The organism is Phycisphaeraceae bacterium (genome assembly GCA_019636735.1).
Classification (GTDB): Bacteria; Planctomycetota; Phycisphaerae; order Phycisphaerales; family SM1A02; genus VGXK01.
In genome coordinates, this window is the sequence record JAHBWY010000001.1 from 1 (window position 1) to 23,829 (window position 23,829).

General features: G+C 65.4%; 15 protein-coding genes. 5 read left to right on the forward strand and 10 right to left on the reverse strand.

The annotated features are described in order from the left end of the window. The 3 genes from KF724_00005 to KF724_00015 all read left to right on the forward strand — a co-directional run. Positions 1-1,000 (forward strand): hypothetical protein (locus tag KF724_00005; GenBank protein MBX3354061.1); only part of this gene is annotated, 1,000 nt, incomplete at its 5' end. A 573-nt stretch (positions 1,001-1,573) separates the two neighbouring features. Then, a complete protein-coding gene (locus tag KF724_00010; GenBank protein ID MBX3354062.1) occupies positions 1,574-1,972 on the forward strand; it encodes a hypothetical protein in 399 nt (132 codons plus the stop codon). A gap of 1,284 nt (positions 1,973-3,256) precedes the next feature. Further along, on the forward strand, positions 3,257-5,710 hold the full coding sequence (locus KF724_00015; protein ID MBX3354063.1) for a ComEC/Rec2 family competence protein: 2,454 nt from the start codon (positions 3,257-3,259) through the stop codon (positions 5,708-5,710). Here the strand turns inward: KF724_00015 and KF724_00020 are convergent. The 8 genes from KF724_00020 to KF724_00055 are packed head-to-tail and all read right to left on the reverse strand — an operon-like array spanning position 5,625 to position 19,290. Next, positions 5,625-7,013 carry a hypothetical protein gene (locus KF724_00020; GenBank protein ID MBX3354064.1) on the reverse strand — a complete coding sequence of 463 codons (1,389 nt, stop codon included), beginning with the start codon at positions 7,011-7,013 and terminating at the stop codon, positions 5,625-5,627. The genes KF724_00015 and KF724_00020 overlap by 86 nt on opposite strands. Further along, the gene (locus KF724_00025) at positions 7,010-8,158 is read right to left on the reverse strand and encodes a terpene cyclase/mutase family protein (GenBank protein ID MBX3354065.1); all 1,149 of its coding nucleotides are present in this window, start codon (positions 8,156-8,158) and stop codon (positions 7,010-7,012) included. Before KF724_00025 ends, KF724_00020 begins: the two co-directional genes overlap by 4 nt. A 2-nt stretch (positions 8,159-8,160) precedes the next feature. Next, positions 8,161-9,063 (reverse strand): hypothetical protein, encoded by a 903-nt coding sequence (locus KF724_00030; protein MBX3354066.1) that lies wholly within the window; start codon positions 9,061-9,063, stop codon positions 8,161-8,163. Further along, entirely contained in the window at positions 9,050-12,721 is a 3,672-nt protein-coding gene (locus KF724_00035) for a hypothetical protein (protein ID MBX3354067.1), read from the reverse strand. Before KF724_00035 ends, KF724_00030 begins: the two co-directional genes overlap by 14 nt. 52 nt (positions 12,722-12,773) lie before the next feature. Beyond that, positions 12,774-15,098, reverse strand: a complete 2,325-nt coding sequence (locus KF724_00040) for a hypothetical protein (protein MBX3354068.1) — start codon at positions 15,096-15,098, stop codon at positions 12,774-12,776. Next, entirely contained in the window at positions 15,095-17,275 is a 2,181-nt protein-coding gene (locus KF724_00045; GenBank protein ID MBX3354069.1) for a VWA domain-containing protein, read from the reverse strand. The genes KF724_00040 and KF724_00045 overlap by 4 nt, the downstream gene beginning before the upstream one ends. Then, on the reverse strand, positions 17,272-18,228 hold the full coding sequence (locus tag KF724_00050; protein ID MBX3354070.1) for a DUF58 domain-containing protein: 957 nt from the start codon (positions 18,226-18,228) through the stop codon (positions 17,272-17,274). The genes KF724_00045 and KF724_00050 overlap by 4 nt, the downstream gene beginning before the upstream one ends. Positions 18,229-18,231: 3 nt before the next feature. Beyond that, complete coding sequence (locus KF724_00055; protein MBX3354071.1) at positions 18,232-19,290, reverse strand: MoxR family ATPase; 1,059 nt, start codon at positions 19,288-19,290, stop codon at positions 18,232-18,234. Positions 19,291-19,312: 22 nt separating this feature from the next. Here KF724_00055 and mutM point away from each other — a divergent pair, with 22 nt between their 5' ends. Next, entirely contained in the window at positions 19,313-20,320 is a 1,008-nt protein-coding gene (gene mutM / locus KF724_00060; GenBank protein MBX3354072.1) for a bifunctional DNA-formamidopyrimidine glycosylase/DNA-(apurinic or apyrimidinic site) lyase, read from the forward strand. A gap of 353 nt (positions 20,321-20,673) precedes the next feature. On the opposite strand, the gene dnaA is transcribed toward mutM, so the two are convergent. Further along, a complete protein-coding gene (gene dnaA, locus KF724_00065) occupies positions 20,674-22,065 on the reverse strand; it encodes a chromosomal replication initiator protein DnaA (protein ID MBX3354073.1) in 1,392 nt (463 codons plus the stop codon). Between the two features lie 208 nt (positions 22,066-22,273). Further along, positions 22,274-23,254, reverse strand: a complete 981-nt coding sequence (locus KF724_00070; protein MBX3354074.1) for a hypothetical protein — start codon at positions 23,252-23,254, stop codon at positions 22,274-22,276. Between the two features lie 205 nt (positions 23,255-23,459). On the opposite strand from KF724_00070, the gene KF724_00075 reads away from it, so the two are divergent. Then, entirely contained in the window at positions 23,460-23,828 is a 369-nt protein-coding gene (locus KF724_00075; protein ID MBX3354075.1) for an Hpt domain-containing protein, read from the forward strand. The last annotated feature ends 1 nt before the right edge of the window (position 23,829 follow it).

Genomic DNA, 23,829 nt, shown 5'->3' on the forward strand with positions numbered 1-23,829 from the left:
CGAGTTTCATGGCAATACGAACAAGAACTACGGATTTGCGTCGGGCGGAGGTGGCGCAATCGCACACAGGCCCGATCTCATCGCAGAGGTCGATACGCAGCAACTTCGATTGAGCAATTGCCTCTTCGCGGACAACGCAAGCGTCTTCCCCGGCGGCGGAGCGATTCTCGCCGAGCGCGGCGCGAATGTGTCCGGCTGCACTTTCTATGCAAACGATGCAGGAAGCGGATCCGGTGGCGCAATCATGGTGGGTCGACTCGGTAGCGTGCAGCATTGGGAGGCTGTGCTCACGATCTCGAACAGCGTGCTCTGGGGCAACACAAGCGCAGATCCCCCTGGCGATCTTGAGCGGCAGTACGCGTGGCCCTTGAGTTACAATGTGACCCTGACCTCCGAATACAACTGCGTGCAGGCGTCCAGCGTGCCCGCGGGATCGGGCAACATCAACGACGATCCGCGATTTGTGAATGAGGCGACGCGGGATCTCAGGCTTCGGCGTTTCTCACCGGCCATCAACGCGGGGGATCGCTTGATTCGCCTGACCGATATCGAGGATGTCAACGACAACGCTAATGACGAGGAGCTCCACCCGCTCGACTTGGACCTACTGAGGCGAGTGCGTGGATCCGAAGTGGATATGGGCGCCTACGAGGGTCCTCCGTGCCTCGCCGATCTCAACGACGATGGGGTCGTGAATGGCGCTGATCTCGGAACACTGCTTGGCAGTTGGGGAGCCTGCCCGGGTTGCGAAGCAGATCTCAACGGCGACGGGACAGTGGACGGTGCCGATCTCGGCACCTTGCTTGGAGCCTGGGGATCCTGCCCGGGCGATGCCGAGGACGAGGAGGCAAGGATGTTGAGCTTGGGCGGAACTGGGCTTGTGCCTTCGGACCTGATGGAGCTCCTCGGGGCATCGACGATCGAGGATTTGGTTGAAATCCTGATGGAGCTCAGCCCGGAGGCCAGAAAGGGCGTCCTGAGTCTGCTTGAGGGATGGTGAGGCCGTTGTGAGGTTTGATTCGGGCTCCCTCGGGTTGATTCACGCTCGAGGGGGCCCGTGTTGCAACTCCCCCGGTTATGACCCTCCGCTCCGTGTCTCTGTTTCGCCTTCGCCCGAGTTCGAAGACCGTCCGACACGCTCTACTTCGAGGCCGGCTGCAAAGTGGACCGGCCCACCGGTTCAGACGAAACGCCGCCGAGAGACCTCGGCGGCGTTTCTGCTTTCTCCGCAGGGTTTCGGGGGGTTGGCGGCCGGGCGGGGTGTCTCTGGTCGCCCCGTGGTCATCACCAGCCGGGTGGCCTCGCGGCGCGACGGAGCGCCGATTCGGGCCAAAGTCCCTGAGTCTCTACTCGAGACTCGTGCACGGGTTATGACGGGGTTGGTCTCCCTGTAGCGCGACCAACCGGGGAGGTTGGGAGCGGACAGCGCGAGCAACACTGTTCGAGCGTGCGCCGGTGGTGAACGCGCCGCGCATCGCGCGAGCGCGCGCGCGCCATCACCAGTAATGGCCTGCTCTCGATTTCGATCTCATCAGGCTCTTATCGTGCAGAGGCCGATCTCGACCGCAACGGCGTGATCAATTCGCTCGACTCGACGCTTGCGAACCGCTCGGCCAGCGCGCTGCCTGTCGGCGACATCTCGATTAGTTCAAGCGGCGGCCCCGACAGTTCCGTCGGCTGGAGCGGGTATGTGTTCAACCGCGTCACCCAGCAGTACCTGGTGAGGTTCCGCACCTACGACACCGTGCTCGGCCGGTGGCTCGAGCGCGATCCCGCGGGAGCGGATACACTCGCGATCGGAATTGAGGTAAAGGAGTTCCTAGAGGCAGATTCGCAGGAGCGATACGAGCGGTGGGAGCAGGTGCGAAACCAAGTGTGGGAGGACTCTGACGAGTCGATCAATGGAAATCTGCGCCCTAATGAGGATCCGTTCGAGGAGCTCCTCCGGTTCCGTGGCGGGCACAGAGACTGATTGCACCCTCCGTGCCGAAGCAGCCTCGAGACACAAGGAGTGCTAATGTGATGGGCGCACCACAGATCGAACTGCGATGTATCTCGCGTTCTCGTTTCCCAACCTCGGAAGAGCGGGAGCGCATGACGCTAAACGCACTGGGTTGGAGGAACCTCCAAGAGCATGTGTATTTCACGGATGTACTCTGCTTACGCGAAGGCACCTCGACCATGACGGACTGGTGGGAATCCCCAGGTCGCCTCCGACTACGGCGAACTGGCAGAGCATGTCCCGGCATAATCTTCCATGGCGCGTGGCCGCTGCTGCGTGAAGATGTGCTTGCATCAATGCAGGAGGTCGCGGCCGTGGACGCTCGAGAGACGATCACGGAGGCGCTTGTCGATGTTCCGGTTGAACCTCGGGGCGATCTTGCCACGGCTCCGGTCTGGTTCTTCAGCGATCAAGCCGAGATTATCGCCAAGCGGGATGTTCCAGCGCTTCGAGTCGGCGCACCGAAATACTATGAGCTTCTAATCCCCTCGATCGCTTGCAGCCGAGATCGACAGGATGGGGAGGTACTTGACCTTGAGATAGCGGAGTCAATCGACCACAGGGAGGCTGAACCGCCGCTATTGCGTCAGTTCAAGCATCAGACAGCTAGTACGGAATGGCTAAGGCGAAACGAGATCTTTGAATTCTGTGGATTGTGCGTGTCGCTCCGGCTCTTCGAGCTTCTTGAGCCACATACGCGCACCGATTGGCTGGCCGTCCATCGTGTTAGTGCAGTCCGGTGTACGAGCGCGTGAAGTTGTGAGGTCGCGATTGAGACGGACGCCAATCCCGAGTACGGAGATCAACTCACTCAGGTCGCGTTCCTCCGAAAGATGCGCTTGTCCGGCTCCCCGAAATGTCCGCGTGAAGTGCGATTGAGTTGAGTGGAGTAATCGGCGGTCTCCGCAAGAAGAACAAGCCCACAGTCAGGATCTCCCAATCGATCCCCACAGCACGGTGGCGACCGAATGAGCGGTCCGACCGATGAAACTGGCGCGCGACATTTCGCATTCTGTCCGGTTCCCTCTACTTCGAGGCCGGCTGCAACAGAGACCGGCCGCAGAGATCACGCGAGACGCCGACGGCCAGCCCTGCTGGCGCCTTCCCCGTCTACGAGTCGTAAGGCAGCGGTGCTCGATGTGTCTACGACCCGGTCAAGACAACGAGGTCCTCGTGGTCGATGGACACGCGATCGCGTGCGGAATTCGCGGCCTTCCTGCCTTCTGCGCGCCGTTAGCGGTCTAGCTTGGCTTCATGACGCGGGGGCTTCTGAAGCATGGGCTCCTCCCGTGGTGGGCCATGGGAATGGTGATGGGGACTCTTGCCGGAGTCACCCTGACTGAAGCGGCATGGGAGCAGGCGCTCCTTCGTCACCTCGCCCACAGTCCCGGAGCGGCTTGGCGCATTCACGATCTGCTGATCGATGGCGCGCTCATCGCCTTGGCCGCGCTGATGGCACTCGCTCTGATCGCGTCATACGGGCTCCCTGAACCCCGAGAAGATCCTCGGCACGGCGTGACCATGATGCAATGCGCAACCGTGCTGATGATGGCGCTCCTTCTCGGATTCGTGAATGGATCAATGCATGGCGCCTATCGATCGGCGCTCGATCCCGATTCGCTCACACCACGCTCGGCCACACTGGTCTCGGTCGAGGGAGTGGTGCTCAGTGAGCCGATCACGCAAGGAAGGGCGCCGGCGACCTCGCGCGCGACCGATCTTCTTGCCTCTTCGCGGGGATGGGGTTCGCAACGCACCGCCTTTCTTCTCGCCTGCGGAACATCCGGTCTTCGCCGAGTGCAGGTCCAGTGCACTTCTCTTCCGTTCCCAGTCGAACCAGGACATGGTCTGCGCGTGCGCGGATGGCTGACTCCTGATCCGGACGCGCGAAACCCGGGCGGCTTCGACACACGCTCATGGCGTGAGCGACAGGGGGTTTCCGGCCTCCTGAGAGTGGACCACTCGGCGCTGATCGAGCGAATCGACCCGCCCTTTGCACGATCGTGGGGCGATCGACTTCGGTCAACGCTTGCATCGCAACTTCGCGATTCGCTGCGGGGTAGTGCAGATCCGCTCTCGCGCGATCTCGTGCTGGCCATGACGCTTGGAGTTCGGGGGGAGGCGACCACTTCCATTCGATCGCTCTTTGCTCGAACGGGCATGAGCCACTTCATCGTGATCTCGGGGTTTCATCTCGCGGTGATGGCGGCGGGGGTGCTGATGGTGGCGCGCTCGCTTGGCGCTTCGCCGCGCCTCTGTGGCGTTGCCCTGCTGGCCGCGTCACTCGCGTTCCTCATCGTGCTCGACGCGCATATCTCCGTGATCCGCGCGGGTCTCTGCGGTGTGTTGACGGGAGGCGCCATGATGCTCGATCGCCGCTGGTCGGCGCTGAGCATCCTGGCGCTCGTGGTGAGTGTTGTCCTGCTCATTGATCCCCTCGCGGTCATGGAGGCCTCATTTCAGCTCAGCTTCGCCACCGTTGCTGCGCTACTGACCGTTGCCGCTCCACTGGCTCGGCTCCTGCAAGGCTGCGCAGAGGCGCTTCTTGCGCCGCGAGCGTGGTGGATGCACCGCTGGAAGGCGCTCCCTCCACGGCGCCAGAACGCGCGTTCGACGCCCCACCCCGATGCGTACCGCCGCGTGGTCGCGGCGCGGATCGCGGCACGCCCGCTGGCCGCAGCCATCGCCGCATGGCTCGTGGCAACTCCACTCACTCTCCATCACTTCGGTCATGCGAGTTTCTGGGCGATTCCCGGCTCGGTGCTCCTTGCGCCACTTGCGTCCTTCATCACCATCGTCGGCATGTCCGCCGCGATCGTGGGGTGCCTCCTGCCAGCAGTGGCGCTGATCCCAGGAGTTCTCACTGCGTGGAGCGCGGCCTGCTTCCTTGGCGCGGTCGAGTGGATGGCCACGCTGCCGGGCGCCTGTGTCCAGCGCGCCCTTCAACCTGCGTGGTGGGTCATCACGATGATGGCGCTCCCGTTCCTCGGGTCACTTGCGATCAACCGAAGTGGTCGAATGGCACCGCCGTGTCGCATCTCACTGCTGGCGGCGCTCGTGCTTGCGTGGATGATGCTCGCAGGCCGGCCGTGGTGGCACCATCCGCGCGGTGACACGCAGGTCGTCGCGCTCGATCTCGGGACTGGTCGGTGCGTGGTGGTGCGCCATCGCGGAGTGACCCTCGTCTTCGATGCTGGCGCGGAGTCGAGTTCGGCGGGATCACGCCGCATTGTTCCGGCGCTCGCCGCCATGGGGATTGATCGTGTCGATCTTCTGGTGGTCTCGCGCCGTGCCGTGACCGCTCTCAGCGGTGTGCCCGAAGTGATGAAGGCGGCGCGCGTCCGACGCGTGGCCGTGGCCGATGCGCTTCTCGCCGCTCCGAGCCGCTCCATTCCGTGGCGTCTCCTTCGGTGGTTCGAGCAGGAGGGCGTCCCGCTCGAAGTGCTGCGGGTGCCGAGCGAGATGGTCATCACACCCGGGCTCGTCCTCTCGGCAGTCCCTGGCGCGACGGGCGACAGCACACTTCAACTGCGCGCCGAGGACGGTGCACTTGATCGCATTCTCGGAGCGGCCTGTGGCCCAAGCGAGCAACCCGGCGCACGACGATGGACGCACGATCCCGTCAGGGGCTGGCGGATGGAGCGCTTCTCGGCGGGTCGCTGGGTGATGGCGCCGTGCGAGGCAGCAGCATGGCTCGCTCCATCATGACTCCATCCTGAATGGCGCCACCTCCCGTGTCGATGATCTCGAACTCCACGGCGGGGGGGTCGACTGGCGCCACCACCGCAACGGTGCGCGAGAGACGGTTGAAGCGCTGCCGAGAGAGCTCCCGATCTCCATTGCGGACGATCAGCTCGAAGTCGCCGAGGCTCGCGCGATCCCTCGGCAGGTTGAGCCGCAGCGAGAGGATCGACGGTCGACTCACTTCCACGCGCAAGGTCGCCGGTCCATCGAAGCCGACCGCGGGAACGCCGAGAACCCACGCGTCAATCTCATCGGCCGAGGGGGGCATGCCCGTGTCCAACGCCACGCGCTCGCCGCGCCAGGTGATGAAGTCGGGCGGAGTCATCGCGTAACGAAGCACCGAGCTCTGTTCACTCTCGACAGCCTTCATCGGTCGATGAACCAGCGCCTCTCCCTGAAGGTCGCCCGAGATTCCAGCCAAGCGACGCAAAGGAATGTCGAGTCGCTTGCCGTTCGCAGCGGCGACGCCATCGATCAGCAGGCGATCGCCCTTGAGCGCGAGACCCGTTGCATCGAGCGTCGTGCCCTCGTTGAACCAGATGCGGCGCGCGCCAGGCTTGCGATCGGGCGCACCACTGACGAAGGCGATCGATTGCACGCTCTCGATCGGCAGTCGTGTCACCGCGCCACCCGCCAGCGCTTCGATGGCGATCGGGTCGGCGATCTGTGAGACGAAGCCATCGAGTCGATCACCGGTGCGCAGCCGCACTGAGTCAGCGTCAGGACGCGCGGTGACCGCGGGACCACCATCAAGCGACAGCCACTGCATCGAGTCCGCGCGAAGATCGACGGCTCCAAGCCAGCGATGGAGCAGTCGAACGCCCGAGGCGTTGGCCTCGAGTCGCCCGGGAAGTCGCTCGCCCGTGGCCATCCTCACCGTGGCGAACCCGGGAATCGTGTCTCGATCAAGCGGAGCACCGGTGATCACGCCAACCACCGACGCCCAGGGCAGGCTCCGCATGGAGCCGTCGCCGAGCCGCAGGGTCACCGCGTCGTCGTCGATGGACTCGAGCAAGCCCTCGATCTGCTGACCCGAGCCGTCGATCACCTCGACCATGAGCCGATCGTCGAGCGGGAGATCGTCGTCGCGCGTCTCAACTTCGGGCGGAGCACCCTGAGGCGTCGCCGACGCAGTGCCGACACCTGCAAACCCGGACGCCAGCATGCATGCGAGCGCGATCACACCAGCGCCGCACAACCCCGCACCGCGCCGCGCCGATCGGCACACCCGGTCCATCCACATTCGATGCGTGCTTGTGCGGTTCACTTCTGGAAGATCGGCAGATAGCGCTTCGGCATCTGGAGAATGATGAGCGCCATCGAGGTGGAGTAAGCCGGACCAAAGGAGAAGTCAGACCACGAACCGCTGTCGTCCTGTCGCATCACGATCTCATCCCGGATCGCCGGCCACCACCGTGCCCAGCGTTCGCTGCCTGCCATGTACATCGCTTGCACGGCGTAATAGTGCCCGTAGAAGTAGTGCGTCTGAGCGCCGGGGCCACCTCCATCGGGGAAGGCGCTGCGCACCAGATAGTCGAGCCCGCGATCAATGGCGTCATCCTGGTAGATGCCGGCGTAGTAGAGGCTCGCCACCCCTGCGGCGCTTCGCGGCCAGGCGCTCTGTCCGGGCTGTAGCATGTATCGGAAGCCACCGTCGGGGTTCTGGCAATCGCGCACATACTGCACGGCGCGATCGATCGTCTCGCGCGAGACCTTGATGCCTGCGTTTCGAGCGCTTCGCAGGGCCATGATCTCGCAGATCGTGACGCTCACATCCGCATCGTTGGGCACCGGGTTATATCGCCATCCACCCTCGTTGTTCTGGCTGTTCTGAATGAGCTGCACGGCCCGCACGAGCGCGTCGCGCACGCGCTCGTCGTCGGGATTCATGCCGTAGATCTCGCCCAGAAAGAGCGCCGCGAAGCCGTGGCCATACATTGGACCGTGAGATCCCTCGGCGACGATCAGCCCCGTCTCGGTGCTCGACGCAAGAATGAAGTCGAGCGCACGACGCACCACTTCGCCATAGCGACCGCGATCGGGAAGATTGCCGTCGGCCATGAAGGCCAAGCCGGAGAGCGCCACCACCGCGACATTGCGCGAGTAGCGCCCTCGCCCGAAAGTTCCGTCGCTGTTCTGGATGGAGGCGAGATAGCGAAGCCCGCGCTCGACGGAATCACTCCACGCGGCGTTCGTTTCTCCAGCCGTCGGGTTGTTCTGAGCGCTCGATTCGGCGCGTTCGATCGGCTCATCCGTGGCCGGGACCTCGGGCGCTCGTGGAGCCTCCTGAGGATCGGCTCGCGCATCCTCTCGGGCGAGGACCACGGAGGTCACGAGCACAAGCGCGAGGAGCGCGCTGCCGTGGAGGAGCGCTCCGCGCGAGCGAGTGAGGAGTGGCCACAGTGAACACATGATCATCGCGAGGCCTCTTCCGCCATGCGACGGTAATACTCCTCGGTCAGCCGCAGATAGAGGCTGGACACTCGATCGCGCCGGCCCTGTTGCACCAGGTCTCGAATGCGCGGAGGCAGTGATCCCCATTCGACACGGCCCTCTTCCATCACTTCGTTGAGCGCGCCTTCCTGGAGCTCAGGTGGCTCAGCTTCACCCTCGCGACCGGCGTTCTGTCGCGCCTCGCGACGAGCGGCCGCATCCTGACGCCGCTCCGAGGGACGAGACGCGGCCTGTTGCTGCTCCTGCTCCGCCTGATCCTGTTGCTGCTGCTGTTGCTGCTGCTGATCCCGCTGCGACTGCGATTGCTGCTGCTGTTGCTGGCGCATTCGCCTCGCCGCGTCAATGAGCGCATCGAGGCGACGCACCGCATCCTCCTGCATTCGCTGCGTCTCGATCCCTGGGTCCTGATGCACGCCGAGGCGCTCCATGGAGCCCCGCATCGAGGCGACGGCCTCCTCGAAGGTGTCCTTCAGTTCCTCCTCGCGCAGTGCACGATCCAGGCGTTCGCGCCGCGCACCCTCGCGCGGAGGCTTCGGGACGCGGTCACTTCCCGGCGCCTCTGATGGCGCCGGTTGTCCCGCACCGCCTCCGGGCGGTGTGATGCCCAGAAGGTCGTCAAGCGTTGGTGGAGCGGCGGGCCGAGGCGCGGCCTGCGAAGGTGGTGAAGGCGCCGCCGGAGAAGGGGAGTCATCGGCAACACCAGTGGCTGAAGTGATCAGGATCGATGACGCGACGAACATCACGCGCACCTGCGTGCGCGCCCATCCATGTCGGTTGCTCCCGACACTCGCCGCGCGGCACTCACGGTCGATCGACCTGATGCTGGCGGCAGATGACTCGGCTCGATGTTCACTGCGGTTCATGGTCACCTCGCTCGCCGGGCCCTTCGCCCTCCGGTGCGTTTCGATTCTCCGCGCCGCCACCCTGCTGCCTCAATCGTTCCGCCCACGCCTCGCCCTGTTCAAGCAACTGCTGTTGAAGAAGGGCCAACTCGCGAAGCGCCTCGGTGCGCTCGGCGGGCACGACGACGATCTCATCCACCATCCGCGTCCGCCGCGACAGTTGCGCCTGGGTCTCGCGCAGCAATCGAAGCTCGGCGATCGGCGGAATCTGCGGAGCGCCTTCGCCTCCCGCGCCGCCGGCGCCGCCCTGCTCACCAGCCTCGGCCATCGCCTCCGCGAAGGGGTCATCCGAAGCACTCGGATCAGCCAGCGCCTGGCCCATCATGGCCAATGTTTCCGCGGCAAGGGACTGATCCATGAGTGTGCGTTCCGAGACTGTGACCTGGGTGAGATGCTCAGCACTCCGGCGCATCCACTCATCCAGGCGTGCGCACGCCGACTCGAACAGTTCGCTTGCCGCGATTTCCTCGTGATCGCGTCGAAGGTCGGCCACCGCGCTCCGGATCAGCTCCTGTTCAACGCCCAGTCGACGGCTCTCGACCAGTCGCCTGCGATCACCCGCCGCGGCGCCGACCAGCGGCTCTGATGCGCTCCGAACTCCAGCCTGGCGCTCGGAGAGCGCTCGCAAGGTCGCGGCGAGTTCTCGGCGTCGCTCCTCGGACTGCTGCGCTTCAGCCTGCCGACGCTGCTCACGAATCACATCGAGCGCCTCGGCGAGAAGTCCGCGTGATCGAGCCAACGCATCGTCGCCGCCAACCAGATCGGCGGGATCGACGCGAAGCCTCGCTGCTGCCGTCGCGCTGCGCTCACCCGCGCGGTCGAGGAGTCGAGCGACGCGCTCAGCGCCACCACCGGCTCTGGCCTCATCGGTGACCGCGCCGATGTTCCGGTCGAGCGTCACGACCCGCGAGGCGACCGAAGCGATCTCACTCCCCAATGGCTCGGCGGGAAGCCCGCGAAGGCCCGCAAGTCCGGCGTCAGCCTGTGTGACCAGGCGTCGGACACTCTCTTCGAGCGATGCGAGGCGCCGACGGAGTTCCTCGACGCGCGAACGCCGGTCATCCTGGATCGCCTCTCTCATGCTCTGCGCGGCTTCAAGCGCTTCGCGCAGCGACTGCTCCGAGTTCGTCGGCTGATTCTGCGCCGCCTGTTCAGCGGCCTCATCGAGACGCCGCGCGAGATTGCGCTCCTCGCCGCGTCGCGCGGCTTCCTGCATTCCCGCCGCCCGCGATCGATCCGCTTGTGCAAGGCGCTCCGCACGATCTCGCAGCTCGTCGAGGGTCTCGCGGGCCTGGTCCGCGGCCACCCGGTCGCGCCCCGCAAGGCGCTCGATCTCGATGCGCTCCTCTGCGGAGAGTGACTCGAGCGGTCGCCCCACGGTGCGCTCACCCACGCGACGGGTCTCTTCGAGCAGTCGCTCGACATCCTGGACCAGGCGCTCGATGCGGCGAGTGGCGACCCATGCATCCTCGTCTCGGTCGAGAAGCCGCACGAGATCCTCGAGTTCGGCCCGGACATCCTCCTGCGAAGCCTGTGCCGCATCGGCACGGGCCTCCGCTTCCGCGAGCGCCTGGGCTGCAGCCTCAGCCGCGGCCTGGGCCGCGTCGCTCTCGCCCGGGCCCGCCTGCGCCGCCCGCTCCTGCGCTCGTGCCGCCTCAGCCTCAGCGGCAGCCTGCGCTCCGAGCTGGGCCGATGCCTCGGCGCTTGCTTCGCCCGCCGCATCAAGAAGGTCCTGCGCCTGACGCATGATCTCCCCGAGTGCTTCGCGCTCCAAGCCTCCGGCTCTTGCGCGGCTCTCGAGCGCCGCGACCGCATCGCGCATCGTGCGCACCCGGTCAGAGAGCTGCGCCTGCCGACGCGCCTGATCTGATGCGGGTGAACGCTGTTCACCCTGCTCCTGTCCCGCCTGAATGAGGTCGCGCTGCGTGGCTTCCGCGCGCATCGCCGACTGCCGAACCGACGCAAGCTGCGCCCGGAGCTGTCGAGTGAACTCCTCTTCACCGACGATGCGAATACGCCGTGGCGGTGACACGGTCGGCAGCCGGCGCTCACCATTCAGCTCGTAGCCGTCGCTGGCCACGGCGAAGACGAGCAGCGTCTCACCCGGACCTGCGCCAAGCGACTCCGGGGTCGTGGTCCACTCGACGGAGCCGTGGTCGGCTCCGATGCGACGCTGCTCCTCGCGCGGATCGGCACCAGCCCGCTCCACACGCAGCGCGAGGTCCACCAAGGCGACATCGTCATGCGCCTCGGCGACGAGGCGAATGGTGGCCGTGGGTAGGACCACTTCGTCAGCCGAAGGTTGCGTCACCGACGCGCTTGGCGCCCGGTCGGGCACCACGCCGATGCGGTATCGCGCATTGTCCACGCTCGCAATGCCATGCTGATCCCGAAGCATGACCGGCAGCGTGAGATCGTCACGAAGCTGGGCACGAAGCTGCACACGACCTTCGAGTGGCGCCGCACGGTGCGCATCACTTCCTGCACGAGGTGTCGCAGCGTCGCCCGAGGCGCCATCACCTGGCGTGATGATCTCGATCCCCTCGGGAAGCTCCGAACCAAAAGTCGCCCGCGCCCATGCCGATCGCGCCTCGGGTTCGGCGGGCACAGGCACGGGCCGAGTGAGTTCGAAGTCGATCTCCACCGTGCTTCCCGAAAGGATCGGTGTCGCCAGAACGGCGCGAGCATCGGTGCCGCTCCCGAGTTCGGCGCGGCGACTTTCGATGAAGGGCGCCGCATACTCGGGCGGTGTCGCCGTCACGATCGCCTGACGCACGGCTGGCGGCGGAACCAGCTCGATCGTGGCGGCGGCGGTCATCGCATCGGCCGTGCCGAAGGCGAACTCGATCGCCTCCGCCTCGGCGTCAATCGGTCGCTCGAAGATGCCGCCCTGCTGCCGTGCAAGCGCCGCTTCGCGCCACGGACCCGGCCGACCCTCACGCACCAGTCGGTAGCGCACGAACGGTCGCATGCGCGAAGGATCGCCGCGCACCGCTTCTGCGCGAAGGAGCACGGCGTCTCCGCGCGGCAGATGGGTGACGCCCTCCATGAGCGAGGCCACCATCGTCCGCGCGGGCCACTCGGCGCCGCTCCATGGAAGGAGAGCGCGCCGAAGACCGATGCCTGCCGAGTTGGGATCGGCGAGCACCAGCGCGGCACCAACCGCAACCGCGAAGAAGAGCCCCACCACCGCGCGAAGCAGGCGATCGCGTCGAAGCGCGCTCTCGAACCGAGCGCGCCCAGCGGCCGACTCCGTGCGGGAGATCGTTCGTGATTCAAGTGCTCCCGAGGTCGAGCGCTGCTGGAAATCGATGCTCGAGGCGAGGTCGCCCGCCAGTTCAGGGTGATGGCGCTCAAGCCGCAGCGCAAGCTCGGTCAGCGGGGGATTGAATCGAACCGCAGGCCACCACCAGCGCAGCACCAGCAGCGTCAGAGAGCCGGCACCCACGAAGAGCGCCGCGAGTCGGATGGCGAGAGGAAATCGCGCGAGCGCGTCAAGGAGAATCCACGACCCCAGCACGGCGAGCGCGAACGCCAGCAGGACCGCCGTGCGCTCGATGACCAGCACCGCTCGGGCGCGGCGGCGAAGGCGCTCCAGTCGCCGGACAAGGGTGGTCACGGGCGGATCAATCCTCCGTAGGGTGGGCTCACCGAAATGGGCTCGCCCCTCGTCAGGCTAGCCTCGACCATCTTCGGACACTCCATTCGATGGCTGGAATCACAATGAGCAGGATGAGGGCGAGGGGGGTGTCCCACAGGGGTTGTGTCAATGGATGTTCAACCGTCACCGCCCGATTTGGAAGCAGTTCGGGTCCGGAGAGCAGGGGGATCTCCCTCCGCGTGAGGACCTCGCCCCCCGTGGCTTCCGCAATCTGGCTCAAAAGAGCATGATCCGTCTCAGGCTGAGCCAGTTCGAGGTCGCGGCGCACCACTTCCAATTCGCGGGGTTGAACTGATGGATCGCCCGAAACCGTGATCCGATAGGTTCCCGGTCGATCTGGGAAGTAGGTCGTCGCAGAGCGATCAGGCGCGTCGACGATCGGGGTGAGTTCCATCGTGACCGGCTCGCGCGATGGGTCGGTGGGCAGAAGCGTGTCGGGATCGACTGTCTGAAGTTCGATGGTCGTTGCGCCGCTGCGACGCGTCAAATCGAGTTGCGTCACCTCGATCCTGACGGGATCGCCCACCTCGACCCGCCTCGGTTCGACCGAGAGGATGGCCCCTTGGCTGCTTCCGTCGATCGACGCGCGCGCGAGGTGACGAAGAAGCTGAAGCCAGAATCGCTCGGGCAGAGTCTCGCCTCGCCCGTAGCGCCAGCGCCAAGTCTCATCGGTGGCCAGGTACATCGCCTGGCCAGCGCCGTAGCGCATCGAAACAAGCAGCGGCATGGCAACACCGCCATCACCCGATGCCGTCTCCGCGATGACCTCCGCGGTCGGCTTGAGATCTGATCCTTGAATGCGCTGTGCCCACTCGAGACGCGACCATCCCGATGCCGCAGAAGCGAGTTCGGGCGGCCAGGTCTCGTCGGCGTCGCGCGAAATCCGAAGTAGCCCGAGGCGATCGGCCCGCGTCGTGGGCCGCATCGTCACGGCCTCGTCGTGACGCTCAAGTTCGAGCGAACCTCGCAAGGGCAGCACCTCTTCGAGTCCACTGCCCTTCCATGATCGAGGCATGGCTCGGGAGCCGGCGATCCACAGGAGACCGGCGCCGCGCTTGGAGACCATCTCGCGGATCGCCTCCATCTGCGTCTGGGAGAGCGCTCCCGCAGGAACATCGCCGAGAATCACGAGATCGAATGGCGCGAACTCCGCGGCGTTGCGCGGGAGGCGCGAGATCGGCGCGTTCCCTTCCTGCGCGAAGTCGCGATCGGCGGAGAGGAGCATCACTGAGCTCTCGATGCCGCGCTCGCGAACCAGAAGGTTCTTGAGATAGCGGTACTCCCAGCGCGGATAGCCCTCGATGTAGAGGACTCGCATCGGTCGATCGACGATCTCCACGCGGAAGGTGCGACTGTTGTTCTCTTCGATGAGGTCGCGGCCATCGGGCTCGATCTCGACGCGCCACTGACGCTCGCCCGGTTCATCGGCGCGACCCACCAGCGTGACGCTGCGCCAGCCCATCTGTGAGTCGTCGAAGGAGCGGGCATCGAGCACTCGACCGGTGGCTTCATCGACAAGCTTCACACGAAGGGCGCCACCCACCGTGGGCGAGCGATCAAGATCGACTTCGACGGGAATCTCATCCTTGATGAAGGCGCGCTGGGGCGCTTCAACGCCTCGAACGGCGTGGTCGCCGCTCGGTGTCTCAGAGCCGAGCGGCACCACATGCACGCGCACTCCCTCGGCCTGAAGTCGTCGAAGGAGCGCTCGATCGGGCGCGGCGGTCGTGCGGCCATCGGAGAGAAGGATCACTCCACTGACCGGGCGCGAGGCGACCCGCTCCATGGCACCCGAAAGCGCGGGGCCGATCTCGGTGGCCACACCATCAGACTCGCCCAACTGCGGAAGACCCTCGTCATCGGTCGCGAGCTCGCGTACGCCTGCGTCGAAGCCGAGGTAGAGCACGCGTCGCGCCGTCGACAGCGAGCGCCAGATCTCGGCGTGGTCGGCAAAGACGCGCGCCAACTGTGATTCGCGCGTCATTGGCTCGCCATCGAGCGTGACATCGGGAATCGTCAGCGAACGACTGCGATCGGCGAGCACCAGGACCCAATCCGGCTCGGTCCGCTCGCGTGGCAGCGTGAGCTGCGGACCACTCATGTAGAGCGCCAGCAGCATCAGTAGCAGCCAGCGCAGCGCGCCCACCGTGACGCGGCGTGGGGTGGAGAGTGTCACTCCGCGTAATGACCAGATCACGCCGAACACGAGCGCCGCCGCCAGAAGCAGCCACAACCACGCCGGCATGGGACGCTCGAAGGTGATGCGCCAGTTCGAGAGATCGCTCTCGGTGGGCAACCGAAGCAGCCAGTCGAGTGCCGCCTGCCATGCGCTCATGACGGCACCTCCTGCAATACCGAGCGGCTCAGGATCCGACCGAGCACCATCTCGCCCACAGCGATGACGGCCGCCGCGATCAGAAGCACCAGGCTCCACGGCGCCGGCTCACGCGAGCCGGCACTCTGGGCTTCGTCATTGGAGTCATCCACCGCCATCCACGACCCCGAGGCCTGGAGCCAGGAGTCGACACCGGCGCTCGGGTTCGGCTCGATGTCTGCTCGACGCGGATCGACATTCACCGCCACGGCGCCGATGCGACGACCAGCGCTGTCAAAGGCCTCATAGAGGCCCGGAATCACCACGGCATCGCGAGTTCGGCCATCACCAGCAATGGGAATAGACCCTGTCTGCGCAGCAGCGCCGACACGCGGGCGTTCCGAGAGTTCGCTGGGTCCCCGACGCAGCGCAAGGGTGGCGCTACCGGGCGGCGCCGCAACGCGTGTTCCGACGAACGCCGCTTCCTCGCGTCGAGCCAGCGAACGACCCTGGCGCACAAGCTCCTGCATGAGCGGCACCATCAATGGCCGCACCACGAGGTCACTCCAGGAGAGCTCCGGCGCCACGGTGAGAAGCGCGATCCACCCTCGACCTCCGGGGCCATCGCCGGCCACGAGCATCGGGGCACCATCCTCAAATCGCAGCACGACTTCCGCCTCGGTGGCGGGAACTTCAACCCGCATGCGCCGCTCTGCCGTCACAGCCGAGGCGAGCAGAGACACTTCCGATCCGAGCATGCGGAGTGTGGCCGAGGGCGGTTGCTGCGGCGCCAAGCGCCATGGCGAGGCGGCCGGGTCGGTCAGCATCTCGATATCCGCGTCGAGTCGCCATGACGGCGCCAACGATCCACGAAAGGCCTCGACCCAGCGCTGTCCCACATCATCGGTCGTAGGAGTCACCACAAGCGCGCCACCGCGATCGACAAACTCGCGCAGCAGCGACCATCCCTCGGGCATCAGCAGGTCGGGCCGAGCAAGAAAGACCACTTCACTTCGTGCGAGGAGAGTGCGGTCGAGTGAACCCGGGTCAATCTCGTCGACCTGCACACGACCGCCGCGCCCAGGCTCGATAGCCCGGGCCATCCACGCGCCCGCCGAGAGACGCTCAAGGTCGCCACGACCCGAGAAGGTCCGTCGATCGACGACCATGACGCGCGGCGCCTGTTCGACAGGCAGGACGAGAAAGCGCTCATCATCGCGCGGCTGCGCATCGGGGTCGAGCTGGATCGAAATGAGCTCGCCCTCTTCGGGCGTCATCGAATCCTGGCGCAATCGAAGGTCAACCCCCGCTCGGCGCTCCCCGCGCTCAAGGGGCGCATCGACAGCCGAGGTCCCGACTCCGACGGCGGTCACGCGCCGCTGCGAGCGCGCCAGCCCCGTGCCGCTTCGCTCGATGGCCAGTCGAATGGGGCGCTCCTGCTGGGAGAGCGCTTCATCGCCGCGGCGCAGCGCCTCGATCTCGGCGATCCATGCATTCTCCGATGCCTGCCCGGGCGGTTGAAGCGCCAGCAGTCGAGCCCCTCTCGGAAGCGCGCCTTCTAAGACGGGCGGCGGCGTGCCCAAGTCGAGCGACCCTCGACGGAACGCGCTCAGGAGAAGAATCTCCATGCGACCTTCATCGCGGCCATCGGTGGAGCGCGCCGCTTCGCGCAGCGCCTGCGGAAGATCGCTGCCGGTGAACGCCGGCGTGAGTCCGTCAAGGAACGAGAGGACGCTCTGGAGATCGGCTGTGGGTGGATCGATGGCTCGACGGACCGGCTCGGCCGCGGTGATGACACCAACGCGATCTCCGGGAGCGAGCGCGGCGATCGCGCGCTGCGCTTCATCACGACTGCGCGAGAGTGCCGTCCCGCCATCGGGAAAGCGCTCCGCCGAAGCGACACCATCGTCGATCACCAGCCAGAGCGTGCGCGACATGCGTGGGCCGCCTGCCGACGATGCCATGAACGGCTGCGCAATGGCCACTCCGGCAAGCGCAAGCAGAAGGCACCGAGCCGCGAGGAGCAGCCATCGCTCCAACCGCTGCCGACGCCGATCGCGCCGCATCGCGCGGGCCAGCAGATCCATCGCCGCCCACTGGATGACGCGCTTGCGCCGACGAAGAAGCAAGTGAATCAGGATGGGCACGGCCACCGAGGCCAGTGCCGCCAGCGCAAGGCCCGGGTAGAGCACGCTCATCCGCCGCGGCTCCGACGCTCGAAGGACTCTCGCCTCGCGAGCAGCGCCGAGAGCGCAGGCCCGACCGAGTCATGGCTGTCGAGCGACACACGGTCGTAGCCGAAGCCGCGCACGATCCGCTCGATCTCTCCCCGGTGCCGCGCGAGCTCCTCGAGATACGCACGGCGGACCAGCCGGGCATCGGCGACCACTCGGCTCTCATCCTCAAGTCCCTCAAAGACCGTGGGGTCATCGAGCTCGAAGCGAATCTCCTGCCTGTCGAGGATCTCAACCAGCACGACATCGTGGCCGCGATGCCTGAATCGGGCGAGCGCATCGCGCAACTCTGCCGGCGCATAGAGAAAGTCGCTGAGCACGAAGAAGAGACAGCGATTGGTCACCTTGGCGAGCGCCTCATCGGCGGTGCGCACGATGGCTGTCGGACCACCCACGCGCTCCGTGGCCAACGCCTGCACGATCTTCCGCCATTGGTCGCGCACGCCGGAGCGTCGCAGCGACGCCTTCACCCCATCGGAGAAGAGTGACATGCCCACGCGGTCGCGCTGGGCGAGGCAGAGGTACGCCAGGGCCACGGCCGTCGCGGTGGCGCAGTCGTACTTCGTCCAGCGATTGTTGGTGTTCCCCGCATCGGTTCCGCCCCAGCCGCTCTTCATGCCCAGCGTGCCGAAGCGCATCGACGCGGAGCAGTCGAGCATCAGCATCACATCGAGGTTCGTCTCCTGCTGATAGCGCTTCACATACAGCTTGTCGCTGCGGCCGAAGACTTTCCAGTCGAGGTGCCGAAGGCTCTCACCCGGCGTGTACGGACGATGCTCGGCGAACTCGACCGCCAGCCCCTGATAGGGCGATCGGTGCATGCCGCTCGTCACGCCCTCGACGATCATTCGAGCGCGCAGCGTGAACGGCGCGAGTTGCGCCAGCGTCTCCGGAGCGAGGTACTGCTCGGCTCGCATGACTTAGTTGAGGACGCGACCCACGGGACCTGCGGTCGCGACATCGTCGATGGGAATCTCCGAGAGCAGCGCCTCGATGATCCGATCGGTGGTCACCCCGTCGGCCTCGGCGTTGAAGTTGGTGATGATGCGATGCCGCAACACGGGCAGCGCCACCGCGTGAAGGTGGGCGGGGCGGACATGGTCGTCACCTTCGAGCACGGCAGTCGCTTTGGCCGCAAGCACCAGGAACTGGCTCGCTCGCGGGCCAGCGCCCCACGCGAGATAGTCGCGGACGATCTTCGGTGCGTCATCGCCCTGACGGGTCGACCGGACCAGTCGAAGGGCGTACCGAACGAGGTGATCCGCAATCGGAACCTGGCGCACCAGCTCCTGGATGCGCATGCAATCCCGGGCATCGAGAACGGCCGTCGGTTCGACGGGAGTGCTGCTGGTCGTTCGCTTCACGATCTCGAGCTCATCGGCCTCGTTCGGATAGCGCACGCGGATGTTGAACATGAACCGATCGAGCTGCGCCTCGGGCAGCGGATAGGTCCCCTCCTGCTCGATGGGGTTCTGCGTGGCCAGGACGAAGAAGGGCGCTGGCAGCTTGTGTGCCACGCCTCCCACGGTCACCTGACGCTCCTGCATCGCCTCGAGAAGGGCCGCCTGCGTCTTCGGTGGAGTGCGGTTGATCTCATCCGCCAGCACGACATTCGCGAAGATCGGACCGCGCACGAATCGCAGGCTTCGCGAACCGCTCATCTTGTCCTCTTCGATCACCTCGGTTCCGGTGACATCGCTCGGCATCAGGTCGGGCGTGAACTGAATTCGGCTGAACTCCAGGGACAGCGACTTGGCAATGGTGCTGATGATGAGCGTCTTCGCGAGCCCCGGAACTCCCTCGACCACGGCATGGGAGCCGCAGAAGATGGCCACCAGAATCTGCTGGAGTACCTCATCCTGCCCGACGATGACCTTGTGAATCTCACTCTGGAGGGCGGCAAAGGCGGCTTTCGCCTCCGCCAGCGCCTGCACCGGATCCTGGCTTCGAACATGACCACCGGGCGATGCCTGATTCATGGGCGGAGTATAGGAAGCACCCATGCCGGAACTTCCCGAAGTTGAAGGAGTTGCTCGGACCCTTCGCCGCTCGATTCTCGGAGGGATCGTCACCGGCGTGTCACTGCAGCGAATGGACATGCTGCTCCTCGACACGCAGGGTGAGCCGCTCCGCGCCGCGATCAGGCGGAGAAGAGCGGGGACCAGGTCGGACTCTCCAGCCATCCGCTCATCCAGTGCACCCAGAACCGAAGGGGCCATGCTTCATGGCGGCCGAGTGAAGGCGATTCACCGCCAGGGCAAGCAGTGCGCAATCGAAGTGGATGATGGACGGGTGCTGGTGGTTCATCTCGGGATGAGCGGACGCCTTCAACTGCTCCGTCCCCGTGACCCGATGGCGCCTCACACCCACGCGGTGTGGACGATCTCGACTGGTGATCAGACGAACGAACTTCGATTCGTCGACCCGCGGAGGTTTGGCGGCCTCTGCGCCATTGCCTCCTTGACGGATCTTCGTGAACGAATCTGGTCGCATCTCGGTCCCGACGCCCTGACCCTCTCGGGGAAGGCTCTCGCCCAAGCATGCTCGGCTCGTCATCGTCCGATCAAGGCGCTTCTGCTCGACCAGGCATGCGTTGCGGGAATCGGCAACATCTACGCCGATGAGATCCTGCATGCCGCCGGCATCCATCCCCTGGAGCCAGCTAATCGCCTCGTTGCTCAGGCCACCCTCATCGCTCGTCTGACGCGTTCGATCTTGGCCGATGCCGTTCGGCTCGGCGGCTCGACCATTCGCGACTACATCGATCCTGCTGGTCAGGGCGGCTCCTACCAGCAGCGCCACCGCGTCTATGGACGGCTCAATGAAGCCTGTCGAGGAAGGAACGGCAGACCGTGCACCGCGAGAATCGAGGCGGTGACCGTGGCCGGGCGGACATCCTGGTTCTGTCCTCGCTGCCAGAAGTTATCCACAGGTCATTCAAGACCAGTGGAGAAGTCGATCAGGTCGCCCGTAAAGGCTCGTTCGCGTGCGTCTGGTCGGTCGCTCTGACTTCTGGAAATCCACCACTGAGAGATATCTCTCTATTCCCTCGTAGAGAGTCCCGGCGTTTGGTGGATATGTCTAGGAGAGACGCATGTAAATCTCGGCTCCAGATCGCCTTATGATCACCACACTGGTCGTGGATCGCCTGTCATCTGGGCGTCACTCCGAGACTCTGGCGGACAGGTGCGGCCGGGTGGCGGCGTGCGGAGGCGTGGTCCGGCTCACTTCCGGCAGTCTGAGATGACGGTGAACGACACGAACGGGACAACTTGTCAACAGGTCCTCCCTCGCTCTGATGACAGGGCGCTCCCTGTCAGCGCTCGCAGCCGGCACCGATTTCGACCAGCCTCGTGGCAGGGTTACTCCTGTGCAGGGGTCTCTTCATCGCGTCGCGCGAGGGAGCGCTCGAGCCTGGCAACATCGCTCGAGAGCGAGCCATCGATCTGCCGGCGGTGATCGACGGTCCGCACCGCGTGAAGAACCGTGCTGTGGTCTCGGCCGCCGATGTGACCGCCGATCTCCTCCAGACTGTACCGCGTGTGCCGGCGGGCAAGCCACATGGCCACCTGGCGCGGCAGCGCGACCGACTTGTGCCGCTTCTTCCCCAGGAGGTCGGTGACCTTCAGGTTGTAGTAGCGGGTGACGGCCTCGATGATGACATGGATACTCGGGCTTCGTTCCGAGTCGCGCCGCGGCTCCTGCGCGAGCGCCTGCTTGGCGACATCCAGCGATACGGGCGCAATGTTCGCCTGCGCCATGGCGCGGATCCGCGCGAGGGCTCCCTCGAGCTCGCGGATGTTGGTGTCGATGCGTGCGGCGACATAGGCCGGCACATCGTCGGGAATCTCGAGCTGCTGAAGCTTCGCCTTGGCCTTGATGATCGCGACCCGCGTCTCAAAGGAGGGGCGATCGACCCGTGCCACCAGGCCCGAATTGAAACGACTCGTGAGCCGCTCCTCGAGGGCGGGAATCTCCGTCGGCGCCACATCGCTGCTCAGCATGATCTGGCGGCCGGACTGGTGCAGCGCGTTGAAGGTGTGGAAGAACTCATCCTGCGTCTGTTCATGGCGCGAGAGCAGGTGCACATCGTCGATGACAAGCAGGTCGACATTGCGGAACCGATGCCGGAACTCGGGCATGCGGCCCGCCTTCACGCACTCGTGGAAGGCATCGATGAAGGTTGCACAACTGATGTAAACCACCCGCGCGGAGGGCTGACGGGCCAGAACAGCCTGACAGACGGCCTGAAGAAGGTGAGTCTTGCCGAGGCCGACACCGCCATGAATGACGAAGGGGTTGTAAGCGCGGCCCGGTCGATCGGCCACGGCGAGCGCTGCCGCATGGGCGAGCCTGTTCTCGGGGCCGACGACGAACTGATCGAAGCTGAAGTCCGGGCTGAGCACCATCTGCTCATCGAGCGACGCTGGCGTGTCAGATCCGTCGAGCATCGGCGCCGATCCGATTCCGGAACTCCGGTCGGGGAAGCGTGTTGCCGATTGGCCGTTCAGTGGTGCCAGGAAGCGCACGGGGAGAAGGCGGCCCGTGACTGCCTGCGCAGCCTCGGAGAAGGCATTGGTGGCCGTCCGCTGCAGATATCGCAGGCGCACGGGCTCCGCCACCACAAAGCGAAGGACACCGCCCTCCACCCCGATCATGTCCAGATCGTCGAACCAATGCCGGCAGATGTCGCCGTGGTGCTTCCTGAGGTACTCCAGGATTTTCCCGCGCAGCTCACGGTCCGATCGTGCCATGCGAACGCGCACCTCAAGTGGACGGCCCACGCACGGCAAGGGCAAGGTGCCGACGCGAAAGCTCCACCCACCAATCTGTCCTCGACCGCAACTCAATGTCGAGGGATGTCTCGAAGAAGAACGGAACTTTGAAGCACTCGCGCAAGTGCCCACCAGCGCGAGGGCGAAATCTCAACGAGCGAGAATGTAGATCGTGATCAAGGCCGCGTCAACTCGATTCCACCGAGGACTCCGACTCGTTGATCGACGACTCCTGAACCGGCTCGTCGGGTGACTTGACATCGGCGCGTTCTCCACTCTCGAGAACTTGGCGGTCGTAGCGCGCTCGATTCGCGCGGTGGTCCATCAGCAGATGGATACGCTCCGCATCGTCGCCACACACTTCACGAAGGCGCTCACGCGCGAACCCGAGATGCGTGCGACGAGAGACATGAATGACGATGACTTCGCGAGCGCTCCAGACCTTCAGCAGCACCTTGAGGTCTTCGACATGCAAATGCTTGCCGATCTTCGCTCGATCTCGATGATCTGACTCGAAGAAAGTGCATTCGGTGATCACGATCGGCGCTTGCGCGAACTCATCACGGAAGAGGAACGGGCCGGCCTCCGTGTCGCCCGTGTACGCAATCAGCGGGATTTCCAGGGCTTGGGTGATGACCGTCCCCGCCAGCTTCAGTTCGCGAATCTTGTCCTGCGGGAGGTGATGGAACTCAGGTCGCAGCTTGCTGCGCGTCTCGATCGCGGCGAAACCGAGACTGGGACCGGTGTGGCTCACTTCGAGTCCGCGCAGGAGGAGATTCGGTCGCAGTTGCAACGACTCACCCGGCGCGAGCGCGGTGATCTCATGCGGCGTGCGCTGGCGCTCGAGGTCAACCCAGCTTGCCATCATCGAGCGCAGCGGATGGACCAGCTCCGGATGACAGACCACGCGACCGGTCCCGAGTTTCTGGAAAGTCCGCTGACTGAAGTAGTAGGGAATCCCACCGGAGTGATCCATGTGCGCGTGGCTCAGCGCGAGCGTCGACGCCGTCAATGTCGGGCGGGGGCAGAGACCCGCATCGAACGCGAGGTCCAGTTCCGGAATGTGAATCGAAGTCTGCTCGCCCGCGACGCTGATCCCCTGGATGCGATAGGGGGGCGAATAGATGAACCCGAGATGCCCCTCTCGGGGCGGTGGCTTCGGCAACACGGACAATCTCCTGGCGTTGCGCCTTCGCGCAACGAGGCGGGGTGGGTGGACGCTCCGATTGTAGGGTCCATGCCGGGGGAACCTGCTTCTCGGTCGATCGGAGGGGCGTCGGGGCCCGCCGAGTTGCCGATAGCGACTTCCGGCCTTGTCTCGGACCGGGCCGAAACGCACCTTTGACAGCCGCGCAAGGCGGAGGAGTTCACTCTTGATCCAGGCCAATCGCCCGTCGGTGGTGGGAGGAAGAGGCGACAATCCGTCTCAGGTGCCCGAGCCTCCGCTCATCAGCCGCTTCGTTGACGATCCCGAGATGGCGGAGATCATCGCGCTCTTCGTCGCCGAGACTCCGGAGCGGCGCCGCGAGTTCAGCTCGTCGTGGGATCGTGGAGATCTGCATCGCGTGCGCACGCTGGCCCATCAACTCAAGGGCGCCGCTGGCGGCTACGGATATCCCGAGCTGAGCGCCGCAGCCTCCGAACTCGAAGCCGCTCTCGACAGCCATGTCGCGGACCAGACCTCTGTGGCGTCCGCCTACGATGCGCTCATGGCCCTTTTGTCACGGGTGGAGGCCGCCTGAG

What these genes read in the sequence shown, in the direction of transcription:
- KF724_00015 (MBX3354063.1), top strand. Translation starts at nt 3,257, where the DNA reads ATGACGCGGGGGCTTCTGAAGCATGGGCTCCTCCCGTGGTGGGCCATG.
- KF724_00045 (MBX3354069.1), bottom strand. Translation starts at nt 17,275, where the DNA reads ATGAGCGTGCTCTACCCGGGCCTTGCGCTGGCGGCACTGGCCTCGGTG.
- KF724_00030 (MBX3354066.1), bottom strand. Translation starts at nt 9,063, where the DNA reads ATGAACCGCAGTGAACATCGAGCCGAGTCATCTGCCGCCAGCATCAGG.
- dnaA (MBX3354073.1), bottom strand. Translation starts at nt 22,065, where the DNA reads ATGGCACGATCGGACCGTGAGCTGCGCGGGAAAATCCTGGAGTACCTC.
- KF724_00050 (MBX3354070.1), bottom strand. Translation starts at nt 18,228, where the DNA reads ATGCGAGCCGAGCAGTACCTCGCTCCGGAGACGCTGGCGCAACTCGCG.
- KF724_00055 (MBX3354071.1), bottom strand. Translation starts at nt 19,290, where the DNA reads ATGAATCAGGCATCGCCCGGTGGTCATGTTCGAAGCCAGGATCCGGTG.
- mutM (MBX3354072.1), top strand. Translation starts at nt 19,313, where the DNA reads ATGCCGGAACTTCCCGAAGTTGAAGGAGTTGCTCGGACCCTTCGCCGC.
- KF724_00040 (MBX3354068.1), bottom strand. Translation starts at nt 15,098, where the DNA reads ATGAGCGCATGGCAGGCGGCACTCGACTGGCTGCTTCGGTTGCCCACC.
- KF724_00025 (MBX3354065.1), bottom strand. Translation starts at nt 8,158, where the DNA reads ATGTGTTCACTGTGGCCACTCCTCACTCGCTCGCGCGGAGCGCTCCTC.